This is a genomic window from Chitinophaga sp. Hz27 (genome assembly GCF_042263525.1).
GTDB lineage: Bacteria > Bacteroidota > Bacteroidia > Chitinophagales > Chitinophagaceae > Chitinophaga.
This window is the reverse complement of sequence record NZ_JBHKFJ010000001.1, coordinates 438,472-465,302: the sequence shown is the minus strand read 5'-3', so window position 1 is coordinate 465,302 and position 26,831 is coordinate 438,472. Positions and strand designations below refer to the sequence as shown.

Here is a 26,831-nt window from a genome sequence, read left to right as displayed (position 1 = left end):
TTATTGGTAGAGATGTATGATTACCAGGAATATCCTATGCTGAACACTGTGCCATAGTCCACCTTCTGTGCATCTACATTAGGTGGTCTGCTATCGAAATCGAAATACACCTGCACATTGGCTGTCAGGTGAGAAATAATTTTCCAATACAGTATAACGTTCTGGTCTATACGCCATCTGCCCTGGTCTGAAATGCCATAAAAAATGGCATTGGTACATTGTAACTTAAGCTCCGGCTTTCCCAGTTTATACAAGTAATAGTTTACATATAATGGTATTTCTGTAGAAACCGACCTGCCGTTGTTTACAGAATCCGTGCTGTATTCTTTTTGTACGGATATACCTGTAGCCATTCTTAGGTCATGTTTTCTGTTTTTAAGTATGATAGGCCCGGCCCCTTGTGCAGCCTGGTAACGGGCATTTAAGCCTAACTCTGTGCTGCGTTGAAACTGAAGGGTACTAACTGCAAAGAACTTCTTCCAGAATTCTATATATGCATTCAATCCCATGTCCGCTTTCTCAATGCCTTTAAATTCTGAATCCATAGTATACATCAGGTCACCATTGGTCTGGAATAACCAGCGTCGCGTGCTGTAGGTCGCAGTATGGCTTTCATTGATACGACCTATATTACTGGAACGGGAATAAGAGTAACCTAAACTTGCATTTCCATCCAGCCGGGTCCAGAATTTTTTATCTAGATTTTCTATATGGTCAAGGTCTTGAATGAATAAATCTATCGTATCGTGTTCCCGGATGATCTTCACCCATCCTGGCGCTTTTCCTTTGCTTAAGATGCCTACATGGCGTATATTATTTACATCCTCGATCAGATATTGTTTACGCCTGGCTACGATATAATCGATGTCTCTCAGCTTGATTACTGCGTTATCGTTCAGTTTGTCAGGATCGAAGGTGAGCTCGCCTCGCTGAATTTGTTTAACCTTTCCTGTCAGATGATCGCCGTTAAAGAGTTGTATTTCATCTGAAATACCGGGTGTAAGCTGCTGTGCCGCCGTTTTCCAGGAGAAAAGGATAGCTGCAGCAAAGAGTCCTGCGTGTATATATTTTACCAACGCCATCGGTAGTTGCCTGATAATAATACAGAAGAACGACCACCTAAAAATCCAATCTCTGTACGCACCTGCCAGCGTTTGGTAAACTGGAATTGTCCGCCGGCCAGCATACTCCACTGCGAAGTGGGCCGCTTTTTCAGTGAATAATGCACTGTGATATCATCCGGCAGGTTATTCATTTTATTGAGGATACCTTGTGCAAGACCCTTCACCACTACCTGCTGCGGCTTCGTCAATCCTTGGTACCATTGTTCTGTTTCGGCTACTATCTTTTCTAATTGATCTTTATTCATCTGTGGATTTAAATCACTCAGATCTATTGAGCCAACGGTATTTCTATTTACAAAAAAGCCGGTAGTGCCTAACCATACAGCAAAAGAGCGGTCAGGATTATTTTTGAAAATGAAATTATAACCTAGTCGAGGAGTGATCATCCATGTTTTTACCAGCTGGTCTAGTTTGTCCAGATTCGTCCAGGTATGATTGATATCTGTAATGGTGATGATCCCGTGATAACCGCCGGCCAGCGTGGTTCCCAGTCCGAAGGTGCTACCTTTGAATTTCGTTTCGCTGGAAAAATTAAACGGCGCCACAATATTTACAGCCGTAGTTGCCTGTACATATCCCCCTATCGCATATACGTCAATGAATGGGAGCAGCCACAGGTCGACCCTACTTGTTACACTCTGCATTTTTGCCTGGACTGCCCCAAACTTTATAAAATCCATAGGCACCGGATCATGATCATTGAATCCTACCTGCAGATCAGTGATATTTACGTCCTGTGTGCCATAGTTGAGATTCAGCATAGCCCCTACAGGATATTGAAGATTAATACCTTTTTGTACAGCCTTTTTTCCCCAGATGGGAAAATGATAAGGGTAACCTGCTTTACGGAGACTGTCTTTATAAGCCTGGTCGCCCTGCCCTATTTTCATACCGGCGCCAGCTTGTCCGCAGACATGCCCGCTAATCAGTATAACCACTACCGTGAGTATGAGGTGAATATGCAGTCTTCTCCCTTGGTTCATATAACAGGTTAATGACCTAATGAATATTGATTGATGCCTGGTTGTAACAGGGCTTGGGGAGATGATGCCAATGTGTGGGTTTATGCTCGGGAAGATATTGATGATTAGATAACAATCCCCGCGGGAAAAAGGTTAAAGGTTTGTGCTATTTAAAAGATTTTTCATTTGACAAATTCCCATTAACTTCGTTGACATCAGCAGTTACCTGCATTCTTGCTCTCCAGGCATAAACATCTTTCGTCATCGATTCTTTATAAAAAACATCGACGATGAAAAAATATCTGCTTCTTTTCGTTTGCGCGATCGCGTTATTCTCCTCTCCATTTCTTGCTACAGCCCAGTTAAAAGGCGATCATCTGCTTGGTGATGTGGGTTTGCAATCAGGTACACAGGCACCTGCAAGCTTCTCTGTATTTGTTCCGGTATATTTTTACAATACCAATAAATTAAAAAATGCAAATGGAGATGTTATCCAGCGCGACATACACCTGAATATGTTTGTCACAGGTATTGGCGCTGCCTGGGTCACCAATCTGAAAATATTAGGCGCCAACTATGGAGGTTCGGTGCTGATTCCTTTTGCCAGCAATCGTTTGGAGGCTACCAGCACCAGCAAGTCACCATTTAATTTCTCTGATATTTATTTCCAGCCGGTCCAATTGGGCTGGCATATTAAACAAGCAGATTTTCTGTTTAGTTATTCTTTATATTTTCCCTCCGGGAGATATGCATTAGGGGCGGATGACAACAGTGGTCTCGGGCAACTTGTCAATGAGTTTGCTGCTGGCAGCACGGTCTTCTTTGACAAGAAAAAAGAATGGAATTTCTCTGCCTTGTTTTCTTATGCTTTCAATGGAAAAAAGAAAGATACAGAGTTACGCACCGGTAATAACTTCAGTATAGAAGGCGGCCTCGGAAAAACATGGTATCTCAAACCTGCGAAGGGTCCTATTCCCAAGATCGTAAATTTCGGCGCAGTGTATTATATGCAGTTTAAAACCACGGAAGATAAAATTCCTATCGGCACTTACCTGTTAGATCCTAAGAAAGATCATTTATATGCCGTCGGTGCAGAAGGGGGGCTTTTTGTACCACAGATACGTATGCAGTTTAACCTGCGGTGGTTAGCAGAAATGGCAGCGGTGAACAGATTTCAGGGGAATACTTTTTTGTTGATGGTAGCGTATAATATCAAGTCTTTCGCCAAGGCGAAGTAAATAAGCGATTTTTCTCTCTTTTTTTGGAGAGGCCTCGGCCTCTCCAAAAAAAGAGTACTTTTTAAATCCCCCGGCCAAAGGCCGGAGGATTTAAAAAGTACCAAAAAGAATTGTGGAATGCTAGGCCCACGCTTTCCGCAAAAGGCGCAGCCAATTACCATGCATAATATTTTCAATATCAGCAGCTGCATAGCCGCGCTTAGCAAGCATATCAGGCAGCAGCTGTAAATCGGCGATGGTTTCCAGATCGTATGGACATTGCTCTTTACCGAAAGCACCATCGAGGTCAGTGCCGATGGCTACGTGATGGGCGTTGCCGGCAATCTGACAGATATGGTCCATATGATCGATCATTTTCTCCAGGTCACAGTTCATGCCTTTAGGCGTAGAAGTACCTCTTACCCATCCCGGTACCATCATCCAGGCATCGAGTGCAGCGCCGATGACAGCATCTTTCTGCACCAGTGTTTTGATCATCTCATCACTGAACTGACGATTGTGATTAACCAGCTCCCTGCAGTTATTATGGCTGGCCCATACAGTACCGTTGAAGATGTCCATTGCATCCCAGAAAGCATCATCACATAAGTGGGTGGCATCGAGGATGATGTTAAGTTCTTCCATACGGCGTATGAGTGCTTTTCCCTGGTCGTGGAGACGTCCGGTGGCATCGGTGCCGTTGGCATATCTCCCCGGGCCGTAATGCGCAGGTCCTATGGCACGCAGCCCATTTTCGTAGGCGCGGTCCAGGTAGTCTATGCTGACAATAGAATCCGCACCTTCCAGGCTGAGGATATAACCGATTGGCTTTTTATCATTAGGTGTGCCATCGTTCCAAAGCTTAACATGTGCATCCAGGCCGGCGAGGTCTTTTATCATGATCATCTCCCCGGCAGCTTCCATGGCTTTGTACCAGGTCAGCTGTCCCTGCGTCTGTGCCCAGGCCTGCTCTGGCGAATGCCAGCCAGGCAATGGATTGTCTGGCGCTACATAACGCGCGATCTGAGTGGCCACTACGAGGCCAATGTTACCTTTCCTCAGTTCAGGAAAAGCTACTACTCCTTTTGCACGGTCAGGTTTATCGTTCAGACCTTCTTCTCTTTTACGTATAGCCGTTACCGGTTGACGCAGGTCCCTGTTCCATTCCATCGCATTCATGCTCAGGTCCAGGTGAGCATCTATTGTAAACATATCGCTGTATTTTTCTTCTTGACTAATCTACCGTTTACCCCGACACCCGCCTCCGTTAGGAAATACAATTGATGCGGATTTCCAGGCGAATAACCAGGGTAAACGGTAGTCTTATTACTAATACAATTCAAATAATGCTTCAATTTCCACCGGGATATTATCAGGCAGCGAACCAAAGCCCACTGCGGACCTTACCCCGATACCATTTTCTTCACCCCATACGGCAGCAAACAGTTCACTGCAACCATTGATGATATATGGATGACGTTCAAATTCTGGCGTACAGTTTACCATACCCAATACTTTGATTACACGTTTCACTTTATTGAGGCTTCCGATATGCGTTTTGATGGTAGACAGCATGGTGAGGCCTACCTGACGGGCAGCCAGCTTACCTTGCTCCATATCCAGTGCAGCACCGATACGGCCGATAATCAGAGATTTATCGTCTTGTACAGGGCCATGGCCGCTGAGATAAAGGTATTTACCATCTACCAGATAAGGCTTATACACGCCCAGTGGCGCTGGCGCCGGAGGCAATGATAATCCTAATGCTGCAAACCGCTCTTCTGCTTGATTGTGTTCCATAATTGCTTCTTTTACTATTTAGTTGTTTTAGTTTATTTTTTTAGAAAAAACAGTTCAGTATCAACACTCCCGCCAGGCCTGTTATCCCCACGATCGTTTCCATCACAGACCACGACAGCAAGGTGTTTTTAATACTGAGGTTAAAATATTCTTTAAACATCCAGAAGCCGGCATCGTTCACATGAGAGAACATCAGGCTGCCGGCGCCTATGGATAATACCATCAAATTAGGATTGGCTCCGGATTGTATCATCAATGGGCCTATCATGCCAGCAGCGGTGAGGCCGGCGATGGTAGCTGATCCTACACATGCCCTGATCAATGCCGCTGCCAGCCAGCCTAATACCAGTACTGGAATATGCCAGGACTGCATCGCTGTGGCTATGCTGTTGCTTACCCCACTATCTGCCAACACCTGCTTCAAAGCCCCCGAGCCGGCGATGATCAGTACGATCATGGCTATATCTTTTACTGCTTCCGCATAAGTGTTCATCACCTGTTTCATGGGCGTACCTTGCATCGTACCCAAGCTGAAGGCCGCTACTACTGCTGCAAGGAGCATCACTACGGGAGCATCTCCCAAAAACAATACCCAACGATTTCCCTGAAAGGCAGGCATATGGGTAGCCGCCGTAGTAGCCACCAGCAATATTACCGGGAGCAATGCGGTCAGGAAGCTGTTAAACTTACCTGGTAAGGGTTTTTCTTCATTACTGCTTTGCGCAAACAGTTTATTGGAATCCGAGGGCATATTGACTAGCAGCCGTGAAAATAGGGGTCCTGCCAATAATAAGGCAGGAATGGCCACTATCAGGCCGTAAAACAGCGTCAAACCCATATCCGCATGGAACTGTGTCACCAGGGCCGCCGGCGATGGATGCGGCGGCAGAAAACCATGTGTAATGGATAATGCCGCCAGCGTTGGTAAGCCGATATATACCGCCGGAAGTTTATATTGGTAGACGACTGAGAAGATCAATGGTACCATCAGAACGAAGCCAACACCATAATAAAGTGGTACTCCGATGATAAAACCAGCGATCATCAACGCCCATTGTACGTTCTTTGCACCCAGCAGTTGCATCAGCGTATTCGCAATTTGTCTCGCTGCACCGCTTTCCGCCACCAGTTTACCCAGCATAGCACCTAAAACAATGATGCCCAGCAGACCGCCAATGGTATCGCCTATTCCTTTTTGTAAAGAAGCAGGTATCTTCTCGGGGGAAATCCCCAGCGATAATCCAGCCAATATCGACACCAGCATGAAGGCAACAAAGGCATTCATCTTCCCCCAGGTCAACAGTAAAATGAGCACCGCCATACAGGCCGCAACAATTAAAAACGACATAGGTTATATGTAATCAGTTTACAATGATTTCATCCAACAGCATCATGCTATTACCGCCAGCACCGTATTCACCAACAGGGATAATTCCCTTGTTTACCGCCAGCACACGTATATAGCGCGCCTTCACCGGTTTCACTTGCAAACGCACGTTGTTGATACCATTTACCAAAAAAGTTTTTGTTTTTACCAGCGGCAGATAATGTACGCCGTCAATAGAATACTGGAACTCCAGTGAAGAAGGCGCCCACATCTTCTGCCAATGGTAATTCAACACATTGGTAGCCACCACCCTGATTGGTTGTGCACTGCCCAGATCGACGACCGCCTCCAGGTTCCTTTTGCTGAATCCAAGCCACTGTCCATCGTTGAAGCGATGCGTACCTGCAATACCATTCACCAGCGTAGATGCGTCAGCGTTATATTTGGTATTTGCCGGCTCTTTTAAGGTAATGGCTGCACCGGTAGATTTATTCAGCATCAGTGGCTTGCTGAACGCGCGGTATACCTGCTTACTACCTTCATACAAAGCAGCTCTTACGGTAGTAGTTTGAGTAACTGTGAAAGGCCCGTCGTATAGCTTACTGGCAGCAGTTGGTGCAGTGCCATCCATCGTATAGCGGATTTGCGCCTGCGCGGCATCAGCATGCAGGGATATATGCAAAGCGCCTTTGCTGACGCTATCTAATTTGTAATTGATTTCGTTATAGACATCCGAAGGATGGATATCATTAGCAGCCAGTAAGGACTGCTGCCCACGCAGGCGGGTAAGGAAACCATTATAGTCACGTACTGTCTGTGGCGACCATGCTCTTTCTGCCATCGCCAGCATACGTGGATAAATCATGTATTGTGCCTTTGCCGTGGTAGGCAGGTATTCGCTCCACATCTGCCCCTGTATGCCTGAGATATAAGGCAGCAAAGCTGTATCTCCTGCTGCATGCAGCGGATCATAGTGGTAAACTTCTTCCAAAGGGGTGTAACCGCCTGCGGCTACTGGTTCCTGTGGATATAAAGATTGATAATGATCGAAGTAGAGTTCATCTTCAGGCGTCATGATCACATGGTGCTGCTGTTTGGCGGCGGCCACCGCACCGTCTACACCACGCCAGCTCATCACCGTAGCACCCGGCGCCAGCCCGCCTTCCAGGATTTCGTCCCAGCCAATCACCTTGCGTCCTTTAGACTGAATATAATTGCTGATACGTTTTACGAAATAGCTCTGCAAAGCATGTTCGTCTTTCAGGTGTTCATCCTTCATTCTTTGCTGACAGGCCGGACATTTCTCCCAACGTACCTTTGGACACTCATCACCACCCAAATGAATATACGTAGATGGGAATAATGCCATTACCTCATCGAAAACATCCTGCAGGAAAGTGTAAGTGCTGTCGTTGCCAGCGCAGAATACATCATCGAAGACCCCCCAGAACTCAGCGGTTTTATATGGTCCTTTTGTACAGCCCAGTTCAGGATAAGCATTTAAGGCAGCGAGAGCGTGACCAGGCATTTCTATTTCAGGAATCACATTGATATGACGTGCAGCGGCATAGGCCACTACTTCTTTCACTTGTTCCTGCGTATAGTAACCGCCGTAGCGCTGGCCATCGAACTGATGCGGTAGTTCTTTTTTGTGGCCAATCATCGTCTGGTCGCGCCATGCTGCGATACTTTGTAGTTTAGGATATTTTTTTATTTCTATTCTCCAGCCCTGGTCATCGGTAAGATGCCAGTGAAAATTATTTATCTTATATAGTGCCAGCTGATCTATGAGCTGTTTAATAAAATCTATGGTAAAGAAATGTCGGCTCACGTCGAGGTGCATACCTCTGTAATGAAAGCGTGGATAGTCTGTGATATCGGCGCCTGGCACCAGCAACTTACCATTATCCTGTTGCCATAGCTGACGTAAGGTGGCAATACCATGTACGATACCATCCGTATCGTACGCGGTGATGCGCACTTCATTGCCATCGGTATGCAGGCGATAACCTTCTGCCGGCAGTTGTTGGGTGTTGTCTACGGTCAGGACTATACGTTTTTCTCCTTTTGATGTCAGAGAGAAGCCTGTCTTTTGCTGGATATAGGTATTCAGGAGTGCCGCAGCATCGGTAGTTTGCGCATCCGCCACCAGGGCGGTGTTACGGTCTACTACAAAGGAACTGCTGTTCCATTGCACCTGTACAGGCAAAGGAATCAGCGCTGCCGGAGCAGCCTGATTCCTTTGAGCGGTGGCGTAAAAGCCAATACCTGTCAGTAAAACTATTAAAACTGATTTTTTCATTATTGTTTATCCCACCACATTCTTGTTGTTAAAAGATCTGGTCCTTGGCGGGTAATAGCAGCTTTGTAGCTAACTGCATTATTACCCTGTTCTGCTGCTGAGTAAGGCAGGCGCCGTGGAATAGTACCGTTGGTAGCATTACTGCGGTAATTTACCGGAACAAGGTTAGGATATCCTGTACGACGCCAGTTAGCATAAGCTTCCTGTTCATCGAGGAGCAATGCCACCCAGAACTGGGAATGGATCTGATCCATCTGCTGGGCAAAAGAACCACCAGCATTAAAGGCATGTGCAGTCAGGTAAGCATCTATCTTGTCCTGGGTAATTAAGCCACCAGTGCCAAACAGTGCCATGTTACGCATAGCGGCAGTAACACCGTTTTTATAGTACTGAGCAGGGTCTCCGCTTACCCATCCACGTGCAGCAGCCTCGCTTAACAGCAGGTTTGTTTCTGCGTTTGTTAATAATAACAAAGGAGCGGCGTATTTCAAAATGGTATTCGGATTCGGCTCAGAATAAGTAACAAAATCCGCTGGTTTGTTGTCCAGGCCATTAGGCATACCTTTCTGAATAGTGGAGGTAGTATCAGGCGCGCCATTGTTCCAAACTACTGCCAGTACCGGGAGTCGTGGGTCGTTATTGCTTTTCAGGTAATCGATGAAAGTTCTGCTGAACTTAGACCATTCAATATTGTTGGCGCCTTTAGAACTGGTAGAATAATCTTGTCCGATCAGCTCCAGTGCCACTGGGTTCTGGTTGTAGGTCTGTGGGCCTGAAACATAGTTGATCACTGCATTATCCGCACCATCGAGGATAACCCCGCCTGTTGCTGCTTTCTGTACCCAGTCTTTCACCTGAATCTTGCCATCTGTTACTTTGGTCAGTCGCATGGCTACACGGAGCATCACAGAGTAACCGAATTTTTTCCATTTGGCGATATCACCGTTGAAGAGAAAATCGGCGCTGCCAAATGTAGGCTGAGCAGGATCGAAGGCTTTGATCGCTTCATCCAGTTCTTTTAAGAAATCTGCATAAATATCTGCCTGTGCATCATATTTAGGCATAAAGGAACCTTCGCGGCCTTTCATCGCATCGCTGTAAGGAACGTCGCCATAGAGGTCCGTAATACGCTGCATCAGTAATACTTTCCATATACGAGCTGCTGCGAGTTTGTTTACAGAGGTGGCTGCGATCTTCGGATCTTTGCAGGCATTGATAATTTCCTGAACGGTCAGGATGGAGTTGGGATAAACATAGCGGAAATAAAAACCCTGGTAGAAATCACTCACGCCATATTTATCCCCACTACCGGAAACGCCTATATCTTTTGCAACAGCATAGTGTTGGATATAGGTACCACAGTGCAGATAAGAGGTATAATAGTAAGCCCTGTCATAAACCAGGTTTCCTTTTAACAGACTTTGTGAGAAGAGATAATTAACGTTAGGATCAGTAGATGCATTCGGATTTTTGTTGAGATTCTCAAAGCCTTTATCGCAGGAAGCGAGTCCCAGCGCGGCTCCCAGCAATGCGATGTACTTATATCTGGCAAAAAGTTGCATGAGTATTTTTTTTAGAGATGATTAGAATTTAACATTCAGGTTAAGGCCATAGCTTCTTGTTGGCGGAACGCCAAACATTTCAAATCCTTGCGCACTGCTATTGGTGAATGTAGATTCAGGATCGATATTCGGTGCATTCTTGTAGAGGATGAACAGGTTTCTTGCAACAAATGATACGCTGGCATTTTGCACTTTAGCGAAAGACAGCAGCTGAGCAGGGATATTGTATGTCAGCACTACTTGTCTCAGCTTAATGAAGCTGGCATCATATACGAATTTCTCAGAGAGATTTTTATAGTTATCATAGTACTGTTGCAGACCGGTAGCATAGGTAAACGTTTTGGTAAATGGTTTACCATCCTGATCAACACCTGTAACTGTCAAACCGTTATCACGGCCAGGCAGGGTGAGTTTGGTCAGGCCAAAGCGTGTACCATAGAGGTTAGTAGCAGAATATACGTGGCCGCCAAATTTACCATCTACCAGGAAGCTCATGTCGAAGCGTTTGTAGTGGAAGGTGTTGGTGATACCACCGGTATATGGAGAGATACCTGTACCGAGGTCGGTGAGGGCCGACTGCATTTCATAACCGGTAGCGCTGTTATAGATGGTATTGCCTTGTGCGTCTTTCTTCGCTTTGTAGCCCATGATGGAGCTATATGGCTTACCTACTTCAGCGTAGAGGTATGCGTAGTTGTTTACGCTGGCATCCAGTACGAGGTTGTTGAGGCCGTTGAGGGCTTCTACACGGTTACGGTTATACGCAGCGTTGAAGCTTACATCCCAGGAGAAATTTTTATTGGCATAAGGCGTAGCGGTGATGAGGATTTCCAGGCCTTTGTTGCTCATGGCACCTACGTTGAGATAAGCGTAGTTATAGCCACTGGCAGGAGAAACAGCTACCTGCATGATATCGTTGGAAGTCTTGCGTTGGTAGAGCGTCAGGTCAAAACCCAGTCTGCTATTGAGGAAGCGGCCTTCCAGACCAATTTCCGCGGTAGTAGAGGTATAAGGTTTCAGGCCTGGGTTAGGAGCTTGCAGCATGCCGGAAGTAGTGCTATTACCTGTTTGCGTAGGTGTTTGCAGTGGCTGGTTCAGGTGACCGCCACCAGGCACCATGCTATATGTTTGGTTCAGCGCATAAGGTTGTGGTGCACCACCACCTACCTGTGCCCAGGAACTTCTGATTTTTGCATAGTTCACCCAGGTAGGCAGCTGTACTGCTTGTGACAACAGGAAGCTGGCACCTACAGAAGGATAGAAGATATTGTTGCTGTTCATCGCCAGTGTGGAAAACCAGTCGTTACGGCCGGTAGCACTGATATAGAGCAGGTCTTTGAAGTTAAGGTCCAACGAAGCAAATACGGAGTTGGTAGCCAGGTGTGCGTTGGTTACGGAGGTAGTCAGGCTCACCACATTACTTGGATCATAGAAGCCAGGCTGGAAGAATTTAGGGCCTTGCATAGCCGTGACATCGCTGGTGGACTTACGTCTGTTACCCCCTGCTAATGCGGTGAATGACAGGTCGCGGGCAATTTTGCCCTGGTAGTTGAAGGTCAGTTCAGCGTTGGTTTCTTTGATCACGCTGTTATGACCGATATAATAACCGTCAGGCATATACGCAGTTCCTGAAGGAACGATACCTACATAGTTGGTGTTGAGGTAATCATGCGTAACGCGGCCACGAACGAAGAAGTTGTCGAGGATATTATATTTCAGTCCGATGTTGCCGATAAAGCGGTTACGATCATCGTGGTTCTGGAATTTATTTACTGCGAAATACGGGTTGGTAGCGAATTCCGAAGGATTCCATTTCACCTCGTTTCCGTTGGCATCATAGCCAGGTTTGAGATTACGAATATCCACGCTGTTAGCGAGCATGTAGGTACCCCAGTTAGGGTTACCGGTAGCATCGCCGAGGCCGGCGCGGTTTTCAGATTTCTCAACGTTGTATTGTGCGTAACCTTCAGCGCTGAGGCGTTTGCTCAGGTTACTGTTTACGCCGAGTGTAAATATTTTTTTATTGAGATGCTGGTTAGGTACCAGGCCGTGGTTGTTCATATCGGAGAGCGAGGCACGGAAGCTGGTGTTTTCGTTGCCACCGGAGAAAGCTACGTTGTTGGTAAAGGTGTTACCTACTTTGTAGAAGTTCTTGATATTATTCTTTTGTGGAGAATAAGGGCGGGCAACGCCGTCGAATTGCATCACGTTGGAGCCATCCATTTTAGGACCCCAGGAAAGGCGGCCTGCGTTGATAGCATCTTGTGCGGTCTGTGGTTTGTTGCCGTTGGTACCAGCGCCGTATTCATACTGCCAGTCAGGTGTTACGGACGGTGTTTCCATGGTAAAGGTGCCATTGTAATCTACGCCGATACCTTTCTGTTTAACTCCTTTTTTAGTGGTGATGAGGATGACGCCATTGGATGCACGGGAGCCGTATAAAGCGGCTGCGGGGCCACCTTTAAGTACGGTAATGGTTTCGATATCGTCAGGGTTGATACCACCGATACCATCGCCACGGTCCTGATTGAGACCAATAGATCCATTGCCGCTGGAAGGGCTGCTGTTTGCGGTGTTATCAATGGGCATACCGTTGATAACGTACAGTGGTTGTGTTTCGCCTGAGAGGGAGCCAGTACCACGGATGCTTACGCGGCTGGAGCCACCGGGGCCAGATGCCAGAGAGGAAGCGTTGAGGCCTGCTACTTTACCAGTGAGAGCATCGCCGATGTTGTTGGCGCGTGCTTTGGTGAATTCGCTACCTTTTACTTCAGTGATGGCGAAGGCGGTTGCTTTCTTTTCTTTTTTGATACCGAGTGCCGTTACTACCAGTTCATTAAGTGCTTTGGAATTTTGTTCCAATTGAATCGCGATCTCTGATTGGTTGTTGGCGAGTGTCACTTCTTTTTTATCGTAGCCGATAAAGGTGACGAGGAGGCTGATGTTGGCAGCTGAGTAGTTGGTAGGGATGTTGATGGCAAATTTTCCATCAGCATCAGATACTGCGCCGATGCCTTTGGCATTGAGCAGGATGACGTTGGCGCCGATAATTTTCTGTCCGTCTGTGCCACTTACAGTGCCGGTGATGCGTGCCGGTTTTGTTTGAGCGAAGGCTGCGTTAAAGCCGATCAGGCAGAGGAAAAACAGGAATAGTTTCGGGAAAGTTGCCAGGTTTATGACATTTTTCATCTTGTGGTTTGGTTGATGTTCTTCAAATATTGCGGAAATACAGGTCTAAAAATAGGGATTCTTGCGAAATCTGCAAATATTTTGCAAAAAATATTGCAACATCTGCGCAAATATTTTTTCTAACCAAACCAATATCCTTATTAAATAATTGATAATTAATCATTAACTTAATTTCAATTATTGCAGCAAATCAATTTAGCATTAATAAAAATGCGAAAAATAACAGAGTAAGAATTATTTTTGTGGTAAGTATTATATTAGATGCAAATCTCATATTCCACGGAAATGGACTATAATACTTTCATCTAACATTTTGAACTGTCGAACCAAACTATGGATAGTGCAAATACCCACGAACAGCTACCTCCTGTTACCCTCACTAAAAAAGCGAGGAAGCAATTAATTATTCAACAGGTGAATATCCACACCCGTATTACGTATACCGAACTGGTAAACCTTATCAACGTATCTGAAGACACCATCCGCCGCGATGTAAATGAGCTGGCCGACGACGGTGAAGTGGTAAAGATCAAAGGCGGAGCAATGTCTATCGCCTATCATTATGGCCATGAATCCGAGACGTATGCACAGCAAAATAAACTGGTGATTGCGGAGAAAACTTTGCAATTACTGCGGGACGACATGATCGTCTTAATAGGAGGTGGTACCACCATCAGAGAGTTCATCAAAAAAATACCCAATAACCTCAAGGCTACCTTTATTACGGTCAATGTACTCAGTGCAGTGGAGCTACTAGATAAACCGATGATTAAAACCATCGTAATAGGTGGTCAGATTTCGGCATATAGCCAGATGACGGTGAGTGGGGAAGTATTCGAATATCTCTCTAATATAAAAGCAGATCTCTGTATAATAGGCACCAACGCCATAGACCCTGTCAACGGCCTCACAGATGCTGACTGGGAAACGATACAGGTGAAAAAAGCCATGATCAAAGCCGCTGATAAAGTTGCAATTCTTGCAATTTCTGAAAAGCTGAATAGCTCTATGAAGATGAAGATTGCCGACCTCTCTGATATTCATTATCTCATTACGGAGTTGCCAGCGGATAGTAAGGAGCTGCAAGCTTATAAAGCGAAAGAACTTACCATACTTTAAAGGGGGTTGGTGATGCACGCCACCCTGAGTGGTGCGCATCACCGATAACAAAAAAGGGATGCCGCAGCATCCCTTTTTTGTTATCGGACAATTATAAACGATTATGATTGACCGAAGCGAATATTTTCAGGATTCCAGTCGAGCCGCCTTCGGCAGCCCGATTGGAATCCTGGGGAATAGTAGTGCGCTAATAGCGCACTACTATTCCCCAGACCCTAGTTTTTTGTAGTATATGACGGTAGCCGTCAGGCCACCATGAGGTTTCAACGCAAAATCGGGAATCACCCCTACCTTCTGAAAACCAAACTTCTCATAGAGTTCCGCCCCCCCATCTTCTTCTGCCGTATCCAGGGTGAGCAACCACTTATCACGCTGCAAAGCCTGTTGCTCAGCAGCTTTCAACAGGGCACGCCCTATCCCCTGCCCACGATGGGTTACCCGCACCATCATCTTGGCGATCTCGGCACGGTGAGGCTGGTTAGGCGGACAATTCAACATTAACGTTACCGTACCTACGAGATAAGCGCCTTCAAATGCTCCCAGCACAAGACGCTCACCCGCAATAGCACTGTTAATAGCGGATTTCCAAAAAGAAGTGGCCACCTGCTCCTGCAACGGATGCATAAAACTTACTGAACCTCCATGTTCAACAGTTTCAATCAACAGGTCCGACAACGCAGTAATGATCTCTGGCTCGTATACCAACGGCGCTATATGGAATGAAGTAGTCATTGTCACGATAATTTTATCCAGTTCAAAAATCCCTGACAAGATAATAGATTCCACCGGCGTTTTCTATACAGTGCCGATTTTCTCAGGCTGCTGTTTTAATGCAGCTATTATTGTAATTTGGTAATCAAATTGTTTGACCAATTTCCTCACCATTAATTTTCTGCACATGAAAATTCCAGAAGGATACAACCAGGTAATGCCCTATCTTATACTCCCCGATGGAGAAAAATTCTTTGACTTCACCGCCAAAGTATTTGGAGCCACAGAAAAGCAACGCAGCTTCGTTGATGACGAGTTTAAACACGGCGAAATCATGATCGGCTCCTGCTGTATTATGTTTAGTGCCAACAATAGTAACTGGCCCCCACAACCTGCCGGCCTGTTTATTTATGTGGAAGATGCAGATGATACCTTTAAGAAAGCATTAGCAGCCGGCTGCGAAGCAGTAATGGAGGTGATGGACCAGCCCTACGGCCGCTCTGGTGGCGTCAAAGATCCATTTGGTAATACATGGTGGCTTTGCACCGACACCAGCAAATAGCAGGGTCCGCGCAGAACTTAGTATCTTTGCAGGGATTTTAAATTTCTGACCGGATACAAAAGGAGCATATCATGGATTTTAATGCATATGAGGCAGTGTTTCAGGAGATATTACATAACCCTTCCCCTGCTGCACCGTATAACAACCCCGATTATCTGAACTATACAAAACTGAACTGGTCCAGACAATCACGCTGGCTGAAAACCGGCAAACTCAACGAAGATCTCGCCACCGCTATAAAAAACATCAAAGAAGAACAACACTGGATCATTATCACCGAACCATGGTGCGGCGATGCATCACATAGTGTACCCTTCATTCAGATGCTAGCAACACTCAACCCGCTGATCAAAACTGATTACCAGCTGCGTGATTCGCCACCACATCTGATCCAGCAATACCTGACCAATGGCACCAGCAAATCTATTCCTAAACTCATCATGCGTGATAAACAAGGACACGATATTGCTGTATGGGGCCCAAGACCTGCAGAATGCCAAATCTTGTATGATCAGTTACATAAAGAGAAAGCAGATTTTGAAAGAACAAAGATTGCGTTGCAACAATGGTATAATGATGATAAAGGCGTGAGCTTGCAAAGAGAGTTGTTGTTGCTGATACAGCAATAAAGCGGAATAGATGCTGCCTCTACATGGTAGAGCGGCATCTATTACATTCAGGTTGTCTCAATATTTAGGCCACGACCATTTACATATTTTCTTATGAATTCAACAATTTGACAGGAAAATTCATGATCATTTTTCATAAGCTTATCGAACAATTCCTTATCATGCATTCCACCGTAACATGCGGGCAATTTTCTTCAATTTCAGCATGTAACACTCCTATATCAATACCCTAATAGGCTGCCAGCGCCTTCAGATAGTAAATAGCAACATAAAATAATACCGTTATTTTCCAATCAAAAAACTGATCTGGATAATCTTTACATAATATGGAATGCAGCTGCAAATTATGTGCAGCTTGGTTAAGATGAGTTCCATCCTCGATTAAAATGAAAGAAATATTCCTTTTTTGACTTTTAATTTTGTTCTTTAACGCTAAAGGTATGAACTGAAAAAAGACAGGACATAGGTGGCCCCTATTTTCCCAGAAATGTTCTACCTAACGGCTCCCCAACCGTTCCTTCAGCTGCTGCTCATACAAACTCCCCGGCAACACCGGCTTACCATGAGAAACGTATATCCCTTCGGGTAAGAGTGGCGACTTATCAAATGGTCGTGCATCCTGCCGGCGATCTCCTACACAGCCTATCACCCAATTCATACTACCCGGCGGCTGCTGATTTAAAAATGATTTTGCACTGGAATTCCAGGCTACCGCCCAGCCTATAGACCATCCATGACCAGAACCCATCTCTCCCCTGTTCATAAAATCAATGCCACCACCCGGCACCCGACAGTTATCCACCAGCAAGCCAGTGGCCCAACGTTGATGCGGCTGTATCCATCCGCCGCCCTCAAACAAACAATCCTTTATTACAATAGGGCCGGTTACCTTAGCGCCCGTAGCTATATAAAACACGTTCCTGCCACTCACATAACATCTGTTTACCAATATCTGCGAGCCATTGGTACTGAAATCCGCAGGCTTGGCAGCGCCAATAGTAGCGCTGTCGTGGTAGATACTGATACTATCCAGCGTTACACGGCGCCCCGCAATGGTGACACTATTAATGGTATTATACACCGTGATGTTTGTTGCCCATACATCACAAGCGCCGGCTACATAAAATGCCTGATGATGCCGCTCATTAATTGTACCTGTTTGCGTGGGCGACACGATGCTAAAGTTGCTGATACCACAGTTACGCAGCTCTCCCTGAATACTTATTTTTTGCACCGTGGTGCCTTGCGCTCCCGTGAAAGCTGCATCATAGCTGTCTGTCAGCGGAACATCCAAAAAGAGCGTATTGCCTTTTACAGCGCTGATTACTCTGTCGGTAGTAATATCTCCGCTGATCCATGTCTGTGGTTTCCCATCTCTCACCAGATCGTCCATGCCCATGAAATGCACCCATTCCGGGGTAACGGGCTTGGTTATACGAATAGTATCCCCCTTGCTGAAAGTCGCCGCATTATCCACATATACCTGCATGCTACCTGAAGGAACATATTTATCAGTAATCCTTACGGAAGTACCGGTCACGACTGTACGAATATTTCCACGGATAACCACCGCATTATGTGCTTCGCCGCTCAGCTGCAATGTTGTACCGTTTTCGCGGTTGCCACCTCCCGTGAGTACTACTCCGCTGGCTGCAATGCTAATCGTTTTACTACAAGTGTAATTTCCTGGACGCAACAGCACCGCTCCCCGGAAGCCCGCTACCAGCGGCATCGCGGATACCTGGTCTATGGCCGCCTGTATAGCAGCCGCATTATCGCCAGGTATAGGCTGTAACGTGATTTTTACCGGCACCTGCGGAATCGGTTGCCCACCACCACCATAACCTGCATAAGAAAAATCCATAATCTTATCCCCACGATCGGTGGTATTGTAGACCAGTTTCCCGTTTTTCCCAGGAGATACCCACTGTTGCGCATATACGTTGATAAAACCGGCCACCATAAAGGCCGACAAGATAATTTTTTTCATAACGCTGATTTATTGCAATCGAATGAAATAAATCTAATAACAGAAAATCATAATACCCGAATTCTTTTATCAAATCAGAATTTAGTATCAGCAACAGGTAAAAAAGAATAATCTGCCGGCAGGAAATCTCTACTATTTACAACCCTTTCGCCTATACGCTGTTATAACTGGTATAAACTATGCTATCCATTTTATGCCAGTAACCTTCCCATTATCGAAAACAAATCTTCCGCAATATGAATGAACAACAGATCACTAACTACGGTACATTAGTATTTACAAAGCTTCATCATTGGGTAACTGCCATGGTGGAGATGTTGCCAAATATGGTAGTAGCCATTATTGTATTCACGTTATTTTATTTACTGGCGCGGTTTGTAAGAGGCATTACCTATAAATTCTCTCATAGATTGTCCAGCGCGGTGGCTGTCAGCAACCTCATTGCCAGCATCATGTTCATCATCTTCCTGATGATGGGTTTATTTATCTCACTGAATATTCTTAATCTCGATAAAGCAGTTACTTCTTTACTGGCAGGCGCCGGTATTATAGGACTAGCACTGGGCTTCGCGTTCCAGGATCTTACAGCGAATTTTATTTCAGGTTTGTTTATCACGTTTAAGAAACCATTTGAAGTAGGACAGGTGATTGAAACCAATGGCTTCACCGGCACAGTGGAAGAGATAGAATTACGTTCTACCACAATGGTTACAGACGATGGGCTCCGTGTGATTATTCCTAATAAAGATGTTTTCCAGAAACCTATCATCAACCATTCACTTACGCCACTACGCAGGATAGTACTAACTTTCGGGATACCTGCCACCCAACAAACTGATCAAGTGGAAAGCATTATAGACAATATTGTAAGGGCATTACCTGGCGTTCATCCTGACAAGCCTAAAACAGTATGGTTTACTGGAATGGACGTGGCCACAGGAAAAATGTTGGTAGCAGTTACTTGTTGGGTAGATAGTCAGATACCTGAAGCGTATCCTAAAACGGTGCATGCTATTACGCAACAGGTCATCAGTTCACTGAAAGGGGCCAACCTGATGTAGTCAATAATTAAATCCATAGTATAATTTCGCCTGCTCTTTATAGAGCTGCCCGGCTTTGAGGAGCAAAGCCCGCTCCCACCAAAACTCGCCAGGACGGCCATCCTGCACCAGCAGTCGAAAGCGCTGGTCGGTGATACTGATGTGACTACAGAAATTATCGAACTCAGGATATGCGCTGAGTGAAATCTCACCAAGAATTTCGTGTATGGTTGTACGTAAGAGTACGCCAGTATCAAAATCAAAAATGGAGCCTTTGTACTCCCCCATACAGGAAGTCACAAAGTCGTTCCAGGTATGCATAAAGTAGGCAGGCGTATGAATGGCAGCAGCTTCGTGTCCTGCCGTCTTTAAAACTTCCTGGAAATAATTAATATAACTCTTACTCATACAGCTTCAAGGTAGAAATAAATCGGGTTATAACTAAACAGCAAAATCTAAGACTGGGCTGAAGCCTGCAATTTATAACAGTTGGCTGCATCAAAAAAATGAAATCGCAACCTTTTTTTGTCAGATTTAGCAAAGAAGAAAAATATTTTTTCTTTGCTGCTACAGTATCCCTATCGTTATGGGCAGGGCTGATGATAAGTTTACATCTGCCCTGCCAGGTATTTATTTTTATGTAGATGATGACCTGGTAAGGATTTCAGCAGATCAGATCAAACCTGCTTTTTTCAGCATTTCATAAACGATGGTGCCTTTACTTTTATCGATCACTTTTTTCTCGATATATTTTACCACCCATGGTAATTTCAAATCACGCAATTTTTTTCCATCCATCATCTTTGCAGAGGAGCTCAACAGTACCCTTATATCAAAGCAGGAGGCAAATACTTCAGGCACGCCACGATCTACATTAAGTAATCTATAAACGGCTTCCATAGCGGTTCTTACAGAATACTCCGTGGTAAAAACGGTATCTCTTTCTGTTTCCGCGAAGTTACCAATAAATGCCAGGTTCACACATCCTGCGGGCACTACGGCTGGTCTGTCGCCGGCGGCGCGTGGCATAAAGTACGACATCACATATGGCATCATACAAGGAATCGTATTGGCGGAATTAACAGCCATATTATGGATTTCTGTTTCCGGCACCCCCATGTGGTAGAGCCATTCTTCGCAGATTTCTATGCCTGAACAATCTTTCATGGTTTTCTTCACATAATTCCCTGGTCTGTCTGAAAAAAGGCCATAGATCCAGCCTACCAGCTGTTTATCTGTTTGCGCCTTGAAATGCGGCTGCCGGTTGAAGGTCCAGCTGAGCAACCAGTTTGAATCCTTCACAGACACGATTCCACCTGTTACTACTTTACCGGCAAAAGGATCACGCTTACAGATTTTTTCGATGTAGGGCGGGATCCTGTCGTCCAACGTGGTAACGGTAGCACTCACAAAATTTGTTTCAGCGATGTTGCCACAGAACTTCTCTGGCTTTCCGAAAGATTTATCTTGTGCGGCAAGATTTTTCCAGAGTGTCCAGCTACCACCAGGAGAAGGGTCCATCACAGCAGGGTTGTCCTGATCGCCATAAGTGGAGCTTTCCGTAATACTGCCGTTGGTAACAAACACCAGGTCTGTTTCAGCGAGGTTGGCTTCTTTCTTCTCTCCTGCCTGTTCATACAAAATTTTCTTCGCTACCTTTCTGCTACCTACTGTTTCTACGATCACGTTTTGGACCTGTGTTTCGTAGAGAAACTTCACACCTTTGCTTTTCAGGAATTCTATCAGCGGCAATACCAGGGACTCGTATTGGTTATACTTGGTAAATTTAAGCGCAGAAAGGTCTGGTAATCCTCCGATATGGTGGATGAAGCGATTGATATAACGACGCATTTCCATGGCGCTGTGCCACTCTTCAAAAGCGAACATAGTCCGCCAATACAGCCAGAAATTAGACTTAAAGAATTCTTCTGAAAATACTTCATTGATACGTTTATCGTTGAGCTGATCTTCAGCGATGAGGAATAGCTTGACAATTTCTTCAATGGCTTTGTTGCTGAGGGTAAACTTACCATCCGTATGGGCGCTTTCACCACGTTTCATGGTGGCGCGCATATGGGAGAAGTTAGGATCTTTTTTATTGAGCCAGTAGAACTCATCGAGTACGGAGGCGCCTTCTATTTCCAGGGAAGGTACGGAGCGGAAGCAATCCCAGAGGCATTCGAAGTGATTTTCCATTTCACGGCCGCCACGGATGATGAAGCCGTTAGTAGGCTGGAGTATCCCGTCCAGGCTACCTCCTGGCAGTTTCAGTTCTTCGAAGATGGTGATACGATCACCTTTCATTTGTCCGTCGCGGATAAGGAAAACGGCTGCTGCCATGGATGCCAGCCCACAGCCTATCAGCCAGGCAGATTTATTATCTACGTTGTCGGGTTTAACAGGTTTTGCAAAAGCCTCATAGTTTCCATTACTGTAATACATATCGTTTGTGTTTTTGATAGATTTATTATGCAGTAGGTTTCCGTATTGTTTCAAAAAAGGAAACAACGGGCATCATGGAAAGGTTCAGGCAATAAAAACAGTAAGAAAGCGTATGGGCTTATATTAGGAAGCGATCATATTTAATCTTCCGGCTCTGTATTGAAGTAAAATATAGGTAAAATACAGACAGATGGGGATACTCAGATGATTACCATCAATAATAAAAAATACCAGGCAAGCTAGGTTCAGCAAGAGAATAACAGCATATTTTATTTCCTGGAAAACTTGTCTGAACGAATACGATTTTGGGAGATAGAATAAAGCAGCAGGGAAGCGCAAACGATGCTGCTCTGTCAACAGAAAAATATTAATGGGCAATAACAGTAATACTACAGCGATCATGATAATAAATGCATCAGCGCTAGTACCGATATCCTCATAAGGAGAATAATCGCCTCGTTCACTTCTGATAACACCATAACAAATCATGGCAGGTATCAATGCTAACCATGCTAGGTTGGCATACAGCAATAATTTATTATGCTGCTTTGCCTGTAGATACTTAAGATCTGCAAAAGCACGAATTTGTTTTTTATAACAGAAGAAAAAAAGAGTTAGTGCAAAAACTATTAATCCACTACCCAAATCTTCCAACATGGCTTTACGCGTGCGCATAGCATCGGCTTGCAGCCAATAATCATGCGGCTCCAGGACTTCTACATCCATGCTTTGCATAGCCTCAAATTTCCTCATATCTGTGTAATAGTTCATAGGCGCAGCGATAGCGCAAAGAACAACACCTGCTAACAGGATGAAAGCAAACAGGATCACAGGAGGCCTGGAGAAAAATCGGATAATGCGGTTCATAGGATAGTTAGTGAGATATATCTTTTTCTGTTGCAGCATATCTAGTCAAATACCTAATACAGCAAATGAATATTATGGATGATGCAAACAGTAATATCAGCCCCAGTTGCAACATGGCATCACTAAATACACCGTTGGGAAGCGTTGCACAAAGTGCCAGCATTCCTATGCCTTTGATGGCACCAGCTCCGGATAAAAGCAAAAGGATAAAAATAATGTACCAGACGAAAGAGCGGGATTTAGTAGATGTAGACATAGCTGCTTTTCATTATTCTACCCTCCAGCAGGAAGCGCACTAAAAGCCGAGGATAAAGAAACATATACATACAATAAAAAGCCAATATACGCTACCAGCGCTGTGCTGCCTATTATCAGCGTCCACTTCATTATCTTTTTCATCTCTTTCGTTTAGCATAGATTCAAATAAAAACCAGCAAGTATAGCCAATTTCCGATCTTCTCAAATGTATAAAAAACAAGGAGAAAACTTTACATAAAAAGTTATCCTGTTAATCATCTTCTCAAGAAAAAATAAAAAAACAACTGCGCAATAACACTGCGCACTTGTAGTATCATCTTTGTACTGTCATCAAATAATAACCCAAAATAAAATATCATGACAACTATTAACGGTAAAGATTTATTAGCACTTGGATACATCGCTAACCCTGCAATAGGCGTAGCTTTACATATAGATACCACTTCACTGGATTATACCCGCGATGAACTGTTACGTCAGTACGCAGCCATATTAAAAGATCCATCCTCGTTTGGTGCGCATCCGGTGTTTGCTCCACTGGCAGCAGCATTGCAGCAGGAAGCTGAAAGAGCAGCTTCGAATGCTGTCATCCCATTGAAAGACCACCCTGCCGCCTATACGGTGTTTGGCCGTGATAACATTGCTGATGGCGCCCTTAAACAAATGAACATCGCAATGAAATTACCTGTAGCTGTAGCAGGAGCATTAATGCCTGATGCGCACCAGGGCTATGCCCTTCCTATTGGTGGCGTATTAGCCACCCGTGGTGTGGTGATCCCATATGGCGTAGGTAATGATATTGGATGCCGAATGGCCTTATCTGTACTGGATATTCCCGTAACACATTTCGAGAACAATCGTGACCTGTACCAGGCTATACTGATCAGCAACACACTTTTTGGCGCAGGTCCTGGCTTTAAAACCAACCAGCGTTCCGATCATGCGGTGCTGGAGGATAAACTGTTTACCGAAAACCAGATCATCAAAAATCTGAAAGATAAAGCCTGGGCGCAACTGGGAAGCTCTGGTGGCGGTAACCACTTTGTGGAATATGGCTTTATAGAATTCGTAGAAGATGACCTGCCATTAGGTATCCATAAAGGGAAATACCTGGCACTGTTGACACATTCCGGTTCCCGCGGTTTTGGAGGTATTTTGGCGGCACATTATACGCACCTGGCTAAAAGTATCTGTAAGCTGCCAGAAGAGGCTAAAAACCTCGCTTACCTTGATCTGAACAGCACCGAAGGAAACGATTACTGGCAAGCCATGCAGCTGGCTGGTGATTACGCAGCTGCCTGTCATGAAGTGATACATCAAAAAATAGCGGCGGCACTTGGCGCACAGGTACTGGCCAAAATTGAGAACCACCATAACTTCGCCTGGAAAGAACAGCTGAATGGTGAAGAAGTGATCGTACACCGTAAAGGCGCGACACCGGCAGGTGAAGGTGTAATGGGAATCATCCCTGGCTCTATGGCCACACCAGGATTCCTGGTACGCGGTAAAGGCGCTGCAGCATCCGTCAATTCTGCTTCTCATGGCGCCGGCCGACAAATGAGCCGTACCCAGGCCAACAAAACCATCTCCCACGAAGAGATGAAAGCCAAGCTGGCACTAGAAGGCGTAACATTAATCGGCGGCGGTACCGATGAAGCACCGTTTGCTTATAAAGATATCTTCACCGTCATGGAAGCGCAGCAAGCACTCGTAGATACCGTGGCGCAGTTTACTCCGAAAATGGTGCGTATGGCGGATGACGGTAGTGCGGAAGATTGATTTTTTGTGCGATTTCTTTCATGTAATTATTCACCCGGAACCGGTCGATGCCTTTGCATTGATCGGTTCCGGGTATAAACTGTGAAGACCATATGAACCATTTTCTTTTGTAGCTGTTAGGTGTGCAAACCAGATTTAAATCATTATGAAAATTATTCGCACGTTACTACCCCTCATTTGTAGCCTGTTATTATTGTATGCCTGTAAAAATGCAGGCGCTGGCGCTGGCCCTGACTACGTCCTTTATAATGCAGTGGTAGTGCCCATGACCGATTCCGGTACTACCTATCAGGCCATCGCTATTAAAGATGGAAAAATCCTGCAATTAGGCAGCAATGACAGTATCAGAAAGCTAACCCAAACCGGCACCAAAGAAATCGACTGTCAGGGCAAAACTATCATGCCCGGATTCATTGACGCTCATGCGCATATCGGTTTGAATGCGAGCCTTAGCTTTGCCGCCAAGCTGGAAGGCTCTCCCTATGGCGATGTTAATACCATCAAAGCCATACAGGACACCATGCGCGCCTATATCAGCCGCAACTATCATGACGACACCTCTTACATACTAGGAAATGGCTATGATGATGCCACGCTGGAAGGACATAAACAGCCTACCAAAGAAGACCTCGATGCTATTTCCACCACGCATCCTATCTATTTATTCCACTCCAGCGGCCATATGGGTGTTGCCAACAGCGCACTGCTGAAAGCCATGGGCATCACAGATACTACCAGCAATCCTCCCGGTGGTATCATCGTAAAGGAAAACGGTAAAGTAACCGGCCTGCTCATGGAAAATGCTAACATCAACGCATTGATGTTTATGATGCCTCATTTCGGCATCACCGCGGAAGAAATGATGAAAAGCCTCATCGCCTCAGAAAAACTTTGGTTCTCTTATGGCATTACCACCATCTGCGAAGGCCGCGCATCTCCTGAAACTATTGAACTTATCAAATCAGCCTGTGATAAAGACCTCGTGAAAGGCGATTATATCGTACTCCCCGACTTTGATCAAAATGAAAAATTGCTGGATTCACTGAAACAGTATTATGGAAATTATCAGCATCATTTCAAAATCGGCGCTGTCAAATTCACGTTCGATGGCTCCCCGCAAGGCCGCTCTGCAGCGCTGACCAAACCTTATCTGCATCATCCTATAGGCCAGGATGCGACTTACAAAGGAGAGCTAATCTACCCAAGAGATAAAGCAGGTCAATACCTCGCGGAAGTATTTTCAAAAGGTATGCAGGTACATATTCACTGCAATGGCGATGCAGCCATCGATGAAGGTCTGGAACTGCTAGACAGCTTATATAAACTGGGCAAGATTCCTAAAGGAGCTATTAACGTGATGGTACATACGCAGGTATGTCGTCCGGACCAGGTAGATAAACTCGCCGCGGCCAAATCTTATCTCATGCCTAGCTGGTTTCCTACGCATACTTATATCTGGGGCGATTGGCACCGCGACACTACCCTCGGCCTGGAGAGAGCCAGTCATATCAGCCCGCTGAAAGCAGGCTTAGATAAAAATATTCTTTTCACTATTCATACCGATGCACCGGTAACACCGCCAGATTTGCTCACTGCCGTATATGCAGCCGTGAACAGAAGAACGCTCTTCAGCAAAACAGTGCTGGGCCCTGAGCAGTGCATCTCTCCATGGGAAGCCATGAAAGCAATCACCGTCAATGGCGCTATCCAATGGGGAGAAGAGAAATCAGGCAAAGGAAAACTGGTGGCAGACGGCATCGCAGATATCGTGATTCTCTCCGACAACCCACTCACTGTCGCCAAAGAAACACTGAACAAAATCAAGGTATTATCTACTTATAAAAATGGTAAACCTGTGTATGGGGCAGATGCTTTTGTTAAAAAATAAGCAAGTTTTATAAATCATTGTTAGACTTTTGCGTTAGCATCTTCTAATGTAGATGCTAACGCA

The 26,831-nt window shown here is 45.3% G+C and carries 21 protein-coding genes; 8 read left to right on the top strand and 13 right to left on the bottom strand.

What is annotated here, in order from left to right:
- Nucleotides 1–20: 20 nt before the first annotated feature.
- Complete coding sequence (locus ACE38W_RS02080; protein ID WP_375828567.1) at nt 21–1,082, bottom strand: DUF481 domain-containing protein; 1,062 nt, start codon at nt 1,080–1,082, stop codon at nt 21–23.
- Entirely contained in the window at nt 1,070–2,107 is a 1,038-nt protein-coding gene (locus ACE38W_RS02075) for a hypothetical protein (protein WP_375828566.1), read from the bottom strand. Before ACE38W_RS02075 ends, ACE38W_RS02080 begins: the two co-directional genes overlap by 13 nt.
- 269 nt (nt 2,108–2,376) lie before the next feature.
- Here ACE38W_RS02075 and ACE38W_RS02070 point away from each other — a divergent pair, with 269 nt between their 5' ends.
- Nucleotides 2,377–3,324, top strand: a complete 948-nt coding sequence (locus tag ACE38W_RS02070) for a transporter (RefSeq protein ID WP_375828565.1) — start codon at nt 2,377–2,379, stop codon at nt 3,322–3,324.
- 120 nt (nt 3,325–3,444) lie between these two features.
- Here ACE38W_RS02070 and ACE38W_RS02065 read toward each other — a convergent pair whose 3' ends face one another.
- The 6 genes from ACE38W_RS02065 to ACE38W_RS02040 all read right to left on the bottom strand — a co-directional run bounded on the left by ACE38W_RS02065 (nt 3,445) and on the right by ACE38W_RS02040 (nt 13,483).
- Nucleotides 3,445–4,515 (bottom strand): dipeptidase, encoded by a 1,071-nt coding sequence (locus ACE38W_RS02065; protein ID WP_375828564.1) that lies wholly within the window; start codon nt 4,513–4,515, stop codon nt 3,445–3,447.
- A 117-nt stretch (nt 4,516–4,632) separates the two neighbouring features.
- Nucleotides 4,633–5,103: a RidA family protein gene (locus ACE38W_RS02060; RefSeq protein WP_375828563.1), complete on the bottom strand. Its 471-nt coding sequence runs from the start codon at nt 5,101–5,103 to the stop codon at nt 4,633–4,635.
- 40 nt (nt 5,104–5,143) lie between these two features.
- Nucleotides 5,144–6,451 carry a gluconate:H+ symporter gene (locus ACE38W_RS02055; protein WP_375828562.1) on the bottom strand — a complete coding sequence of 436 codons (1,308 nt, stop codon included), beginning with the start codon at nt 6,449–6,451 and terminating at the stop codon, nt 5,144–5,146.
- A 13-nt stretch (nt 6,452–6,464) separates the two neighbouring features.
- Nucleotides 6,465–8,732: a family 20 glycosylhydrolase gene (locus ACE38W_RS02050; protein WP_375828561.1), complete on the bottom strand. Its 2,268-nt coding sequence runs from the start codon at nt 8,730–8,732 to the stop codon at nt 6,465–6,467.
- Entirely contained in the window at nt 8,732–10,294 is a 1,563-nt protein-coding gene (locus ACE38W_RS02045) for a SusD/RagB family nutrient-binding outer membrane lipoprotein (protein ID WP_375828560.1), read from the bottom strand. Before ACE38W_RS02045 ends, ACE38W_RS02050 begins: the two co-directional genes overlap by 1 nt.
- Nucleotides 10,295–10,315: 21 nt before the next feature.
- Nucleotides 10,316–13,483, bottom strand: a complete 3,168-nt coding sequence (locus ACE38W_RS02040) for a SusC/RagA family TonB-linked outer membrane protein (RefSeq protein WP_375828559.1) — start codon at nt 13,481–13,483, stop codon at nt 10,316–10,318.
- Between the two features lie 333 nt (nt 13,484–13,816).
- Here ACE38W_RS02040 and ACE38W_RS02035 point away from each other — a divergent pair, with 333 nt between their 5' ends.
- A complete protein-coding gene (locus ACE38W_RS02035; protein ID WP_375828558.1) occupies nt 13,817–14,602 on the top strand; it encodes a DeoR/GlpR family DNA-binding transcription regulator in 786 nt (261 codons plus the stop codon).
- A gap of 201 nt (nt 14,603–14,803) precedes the next feature.
- Here the strand turns inward: ACE38W_RS02035 and ACE38W_RS02030 are convergent, their stop codons facing one another.
- Nucleotides 14,804–15,334 carry a GNAT family N-acetyltransferase gene (locus ACE38W_RS02030; RefSeq protein ID WP_375828557.1) on the bottom strand — a complete coding sequence of 177 codons (531 nt, stop codon included), beginning with the start codon at nt 15,332–15,334 and terminating at the stop codon, nt 14,804–14,806.
- A 166-nt stretch (nt 15,335–15,500) separates the two neighbouring features.
- On the opposite strand from ACE38W_RS02030, the gene ACE38W_RS02025 reads away from it, so the two are divergent.
- Nucleotides 15,501–15,875 carry a VOC family protein gene (locus tag ACE38W_RS02025; RefSeq protein WP_375828556.1) on the top strand — a complete coding sequence of 125 codons (375 nt, stop codon included), beginning with the start codon at nt 15,501–15,503 and terminating at the stop codon, nt 15,873–15,875.
- 71 nt (nt 15,876–15,946) lie between these two features.
- Nucleotides 15,947–16,504: a thioredoxin family protein gene (locus tag ACE38W_RS02020; protein ID WP_375828555.1), complete on the top strand. Its 558-nt coding sequence runs from the start codon at nt 15,947–15,949 to the stop codon at nt 16,502–16,504.
- Nucleotides 16,505–17,000: 496 nt separating this feature from the next.
- Here ACE38W_RS02020 and ACE38W_RS02015 read toward each other — a convergent pair whose 3' ends face one another.
- A complete protein-coding gene (locus ACE38W_RS02015; RefSeq protein ID WP_375828554.1) occupies nt 17,001–18,494 on the bottom strand; it encodes a hypothetical protein in 1,494 nt (497 codons plus the stop codon).
- A 236-nt stretch (nt 18,495–18,730) separates the two neighbouring features.
- On the opposite strand from ACE38W_RS02015, the gene ACE38W_RS02010 reads away from it, so the two are divergent.
- The gene (locus tag ACE38W_RS02010) at nt 18,731–19,555 is read left to right on the top strand and encodes a mechanosensitive ion channel family protein (RefSeq protein WP_375828553.1); all 825 of its coding nucleotides are present in this window, start codon (nt 18,731–18,733) and stop codon (nt 19,553–19,555) included.
- On the opposite strand, the gene ACE38W_RS02005 is transcribed toward ACE38W_RS02010, so the two are convergent.
- The 3 genes from ACE38W_RS02005 to ACE38W_RS01995 form a co-directional block, all read right to left on the bottom strand.
- Nucleotides 19,556–19,942, bottom strand: a complete 387-nt coding sequence (locus ACE38W_RS02005) for a hypothetical protein (protein ID WP_375828552.1) — start codon at nt 19,940–19,942, stop codon at nt 19,556–19,558.
- A 264-nt stretch (nt 19,943–20,206) separates the two neighbouring features.
- A complete protein-coding gene (locus ACE38W_RS02000; protein WP_375828551.1) occupies nt 20,207–21,976 on the bottom strand; it encodes an oleate hydratase in 1,770 nt (589 codons plus the stop codon).
- A gap of 123 nt (nt 21,977–22,099) precedes the next feature.
- Nucleotides 22,100–22,882, bottom strand: coding sequence for a hypothetical protein (locus tag ACE38W_RS01995; RefSeq protein WP_375828550.1), 783 nt, complete (start codon nt 22,880–22,882; stop codon nt 22,100–22,102).
- Nucleotides 22,883–22,956: 74 nt separating this feature from the next.
- Here ACE38W_RS01995 and ACE38W_RS01990 point away from each other — a divergent pair, with 74 nt between their 5' ends.
- The 3 genes from ACE38W_RS01990 to ACE38W_RS01980 all read left to right on the top strand — a co-directional run bounded on the left by ACE38W_RS01990 (nt 22,957) and on the right by ACE38W_RS01980 (nt 26,768).
- Nucleotides 22,957–23,142, top strand: a complete 186-nt coding sequence (locus tag ACE38W_RS01990; protein WP_375828549.1) for a hypothetical protein — start codon at nt 22,957–22,959, stop codon at nt 23,140–23,142.
- 316 nt (nt 23,143–23,458) lie between these two features.
- Nucleotides 23,459–24,880 (top strand): RtcB family protein, encoded by a 1,422-nt coding sequence (locus ACE38W_RS01985; RefSeq protein ID WP_375828548.1) that lies wholly within the window; start codon nt 23,459–23,461, stop codon nt 24,878–24,880.
- 145 nt (nt 24,881–25,025) lie between these two features.
- Nucleotides 25,026–26,768, top strand: coding sequence for an amidohydrolase (locus tag ACE38W_RS01980; protein WP_375828547.1), 1,743 nt, complete (start codon nt 25,026–25,028; stop codon nt 26,766–26,768).
- Nucleotides 26,769–26,831: the final 63 nt, after the last annotated feature.

What these genes read in the sequence shown, in the direction of transcription:
- ACE38W_RS02080 (WP_375828567.1), bottom strand. Translation starts at nt 1,082, where the DNA reads ATGGCGTTGGTAAAATATATACACGCAGGACTCTTTGCTGCAGCTATC.
- ACE38W_RS02075 (WP_375828566.1), bottom strand. Translation starts at nt 2,107, where the DNA reads ATGAACCAAGGGAGAAGACTGCATATTCACCTCATACTCACGGTAGTG.
- ACE38W_RS02070 (WP_375828565.1), top strand. Translation starts at nt 2,377, where the DNA reads ATGAAAAAATATCTGCTTCTTTTCGTTTGCGCGATCGCGTTATTCTCC.
- ACE38W_RS02065 (WP_375828564.1), bottom strand. Translation starts at nt 4,515, where the DNA reads ATGTTTACAATAGATGCTCACCTGGACCTGAGCATGAATGCGATGGAA.
- ACE38W_RS02060 (WP_375828563.1), bottom strand. Translation starts at nt 5,103, where the DNA reads ATGGAACACAATCAAGCAGAAGAGCGGTTTGCAGCATTAGGATTATCA.
- ACE38W_RS02055 (WP_375828562.1), bottom strand. Translation starts at nt 6,451, where the DNA reads ATGTCGTTTTTAATTGTTGCGGCCTGTATGGCGGTGCTCATTTTACTG.
- ACE38W_RS02050 (WP_375828561.1), bottom strand. Translation starts at nt 8,732, where the DNA reads ATGAAAAAATCAGTTTTAATAGTTTTACTGACAGGTATTGGCTTTTAC.
- ACE38W_RS02045 (WP_375828560.1), bottom strand. Translation starts at nt 10,294, where the DNA reads ATGCAACTTTTTGCCAGATATAAGTACATCGCATTGCTGGGAGCCGCG.
- ACE38W_RS02040 (WP_375828559.1), bottom strand. Translation starts at nt 13,483, where the DNA reads ATGAAAAATGTCATAAACCTGGCAACTTTCCCGAAACTATTCCTGTTT.
- ACE38W_RS02035 (WP_375828558.1), top strand. Translation starts at nt 13,817, where the DNA reads ATGGATAGTGCAAATACCCACGAACAGCTACCTCCTGTTACCCTCACT.
- ACE38W_RS02030 (WP_375828557.1), bottom strand. Translation starts at nt 15,334, where the DNA reads ATGACTACTTCATTCCATATAGCGCCGTTGGTATACGAGCCAGAGATC.
- ACE38W_RS02025 (WP_375828556.1), top strand. Translation starts at nt 15,501, where the DNA reads ATGAAAATTCCAGAAGGATACAACCAGGTAATGCCCTATCTTATACTC.
- ACE38W_RS02020 (WP_375828555.1), top strand. Translation starts at nt 15,947, where the DNA reads ATGGATTTTAATGCATATGAGGCAGTGTTTCAGGAGATATTACATAAC.
- ACE38W_RS02015 (WP_375828554.1), bottom strand. Translation starts at nt 18,494, where the DNA reads ATGAAAAAAATTATCTTGTCGGCCTTTATGGTGGCCGGTTTTATCAAC.
- ACE38W_RS02010 (WP_375828553.1), top strand. Translation starts at nt 18,731, where the DNA reads ATGAATGAACAACAGATCACTAACTACGGTACATTAGTATTTACAAAG.
- ACE38W_RS02005 (WP_375828552.1), bottom strand. Translation starts at nt 19,942, where the DNA reads ATGAGTAAGAGTTATATTAATTATTTCCAGGAAGTTTTAAAGACGGCA.
- ACE38W_RS02000 (WP_375828551.1), bottom strand. Translation starts at nt 21,976, where the DNA reads ATGTATTACAGTAATGGAAACTATGAGGCTTTTGCAAAACCTGTTAAA.
- ACE38W_RS01995 (WP_375828550.1), bottom strand. Translation starts at nt 22,882, where the DNA reads ATGCTGCAACAGAAAAAGATATATCTCACTAACTATCCTATGAACCGC.
- ACE38W_RS01990 (WP_375828549.1), top strand. Translation starts at nt 22,957, where the DNA reads ATGGCATCACTAAATACACCGTTGGGAAGCGTTGCACAAAGTGCCAGC.
- ACE38W_RS01985 (WP_375828548.1), top strand. Translation starts at nt 23,459, where the DNA reads ATGACAACTATTAACGGTAAAGATTTATTAGCACTTGGATACATCGCT.
- ACE38W_RS01980 (WP_375828547.1), top strand. Translation starts at nt 25,026, where the DNA reads ATGAAAATTATTCGCACGTTACTACCCCTCATTTGTAGCCTGTTATTA.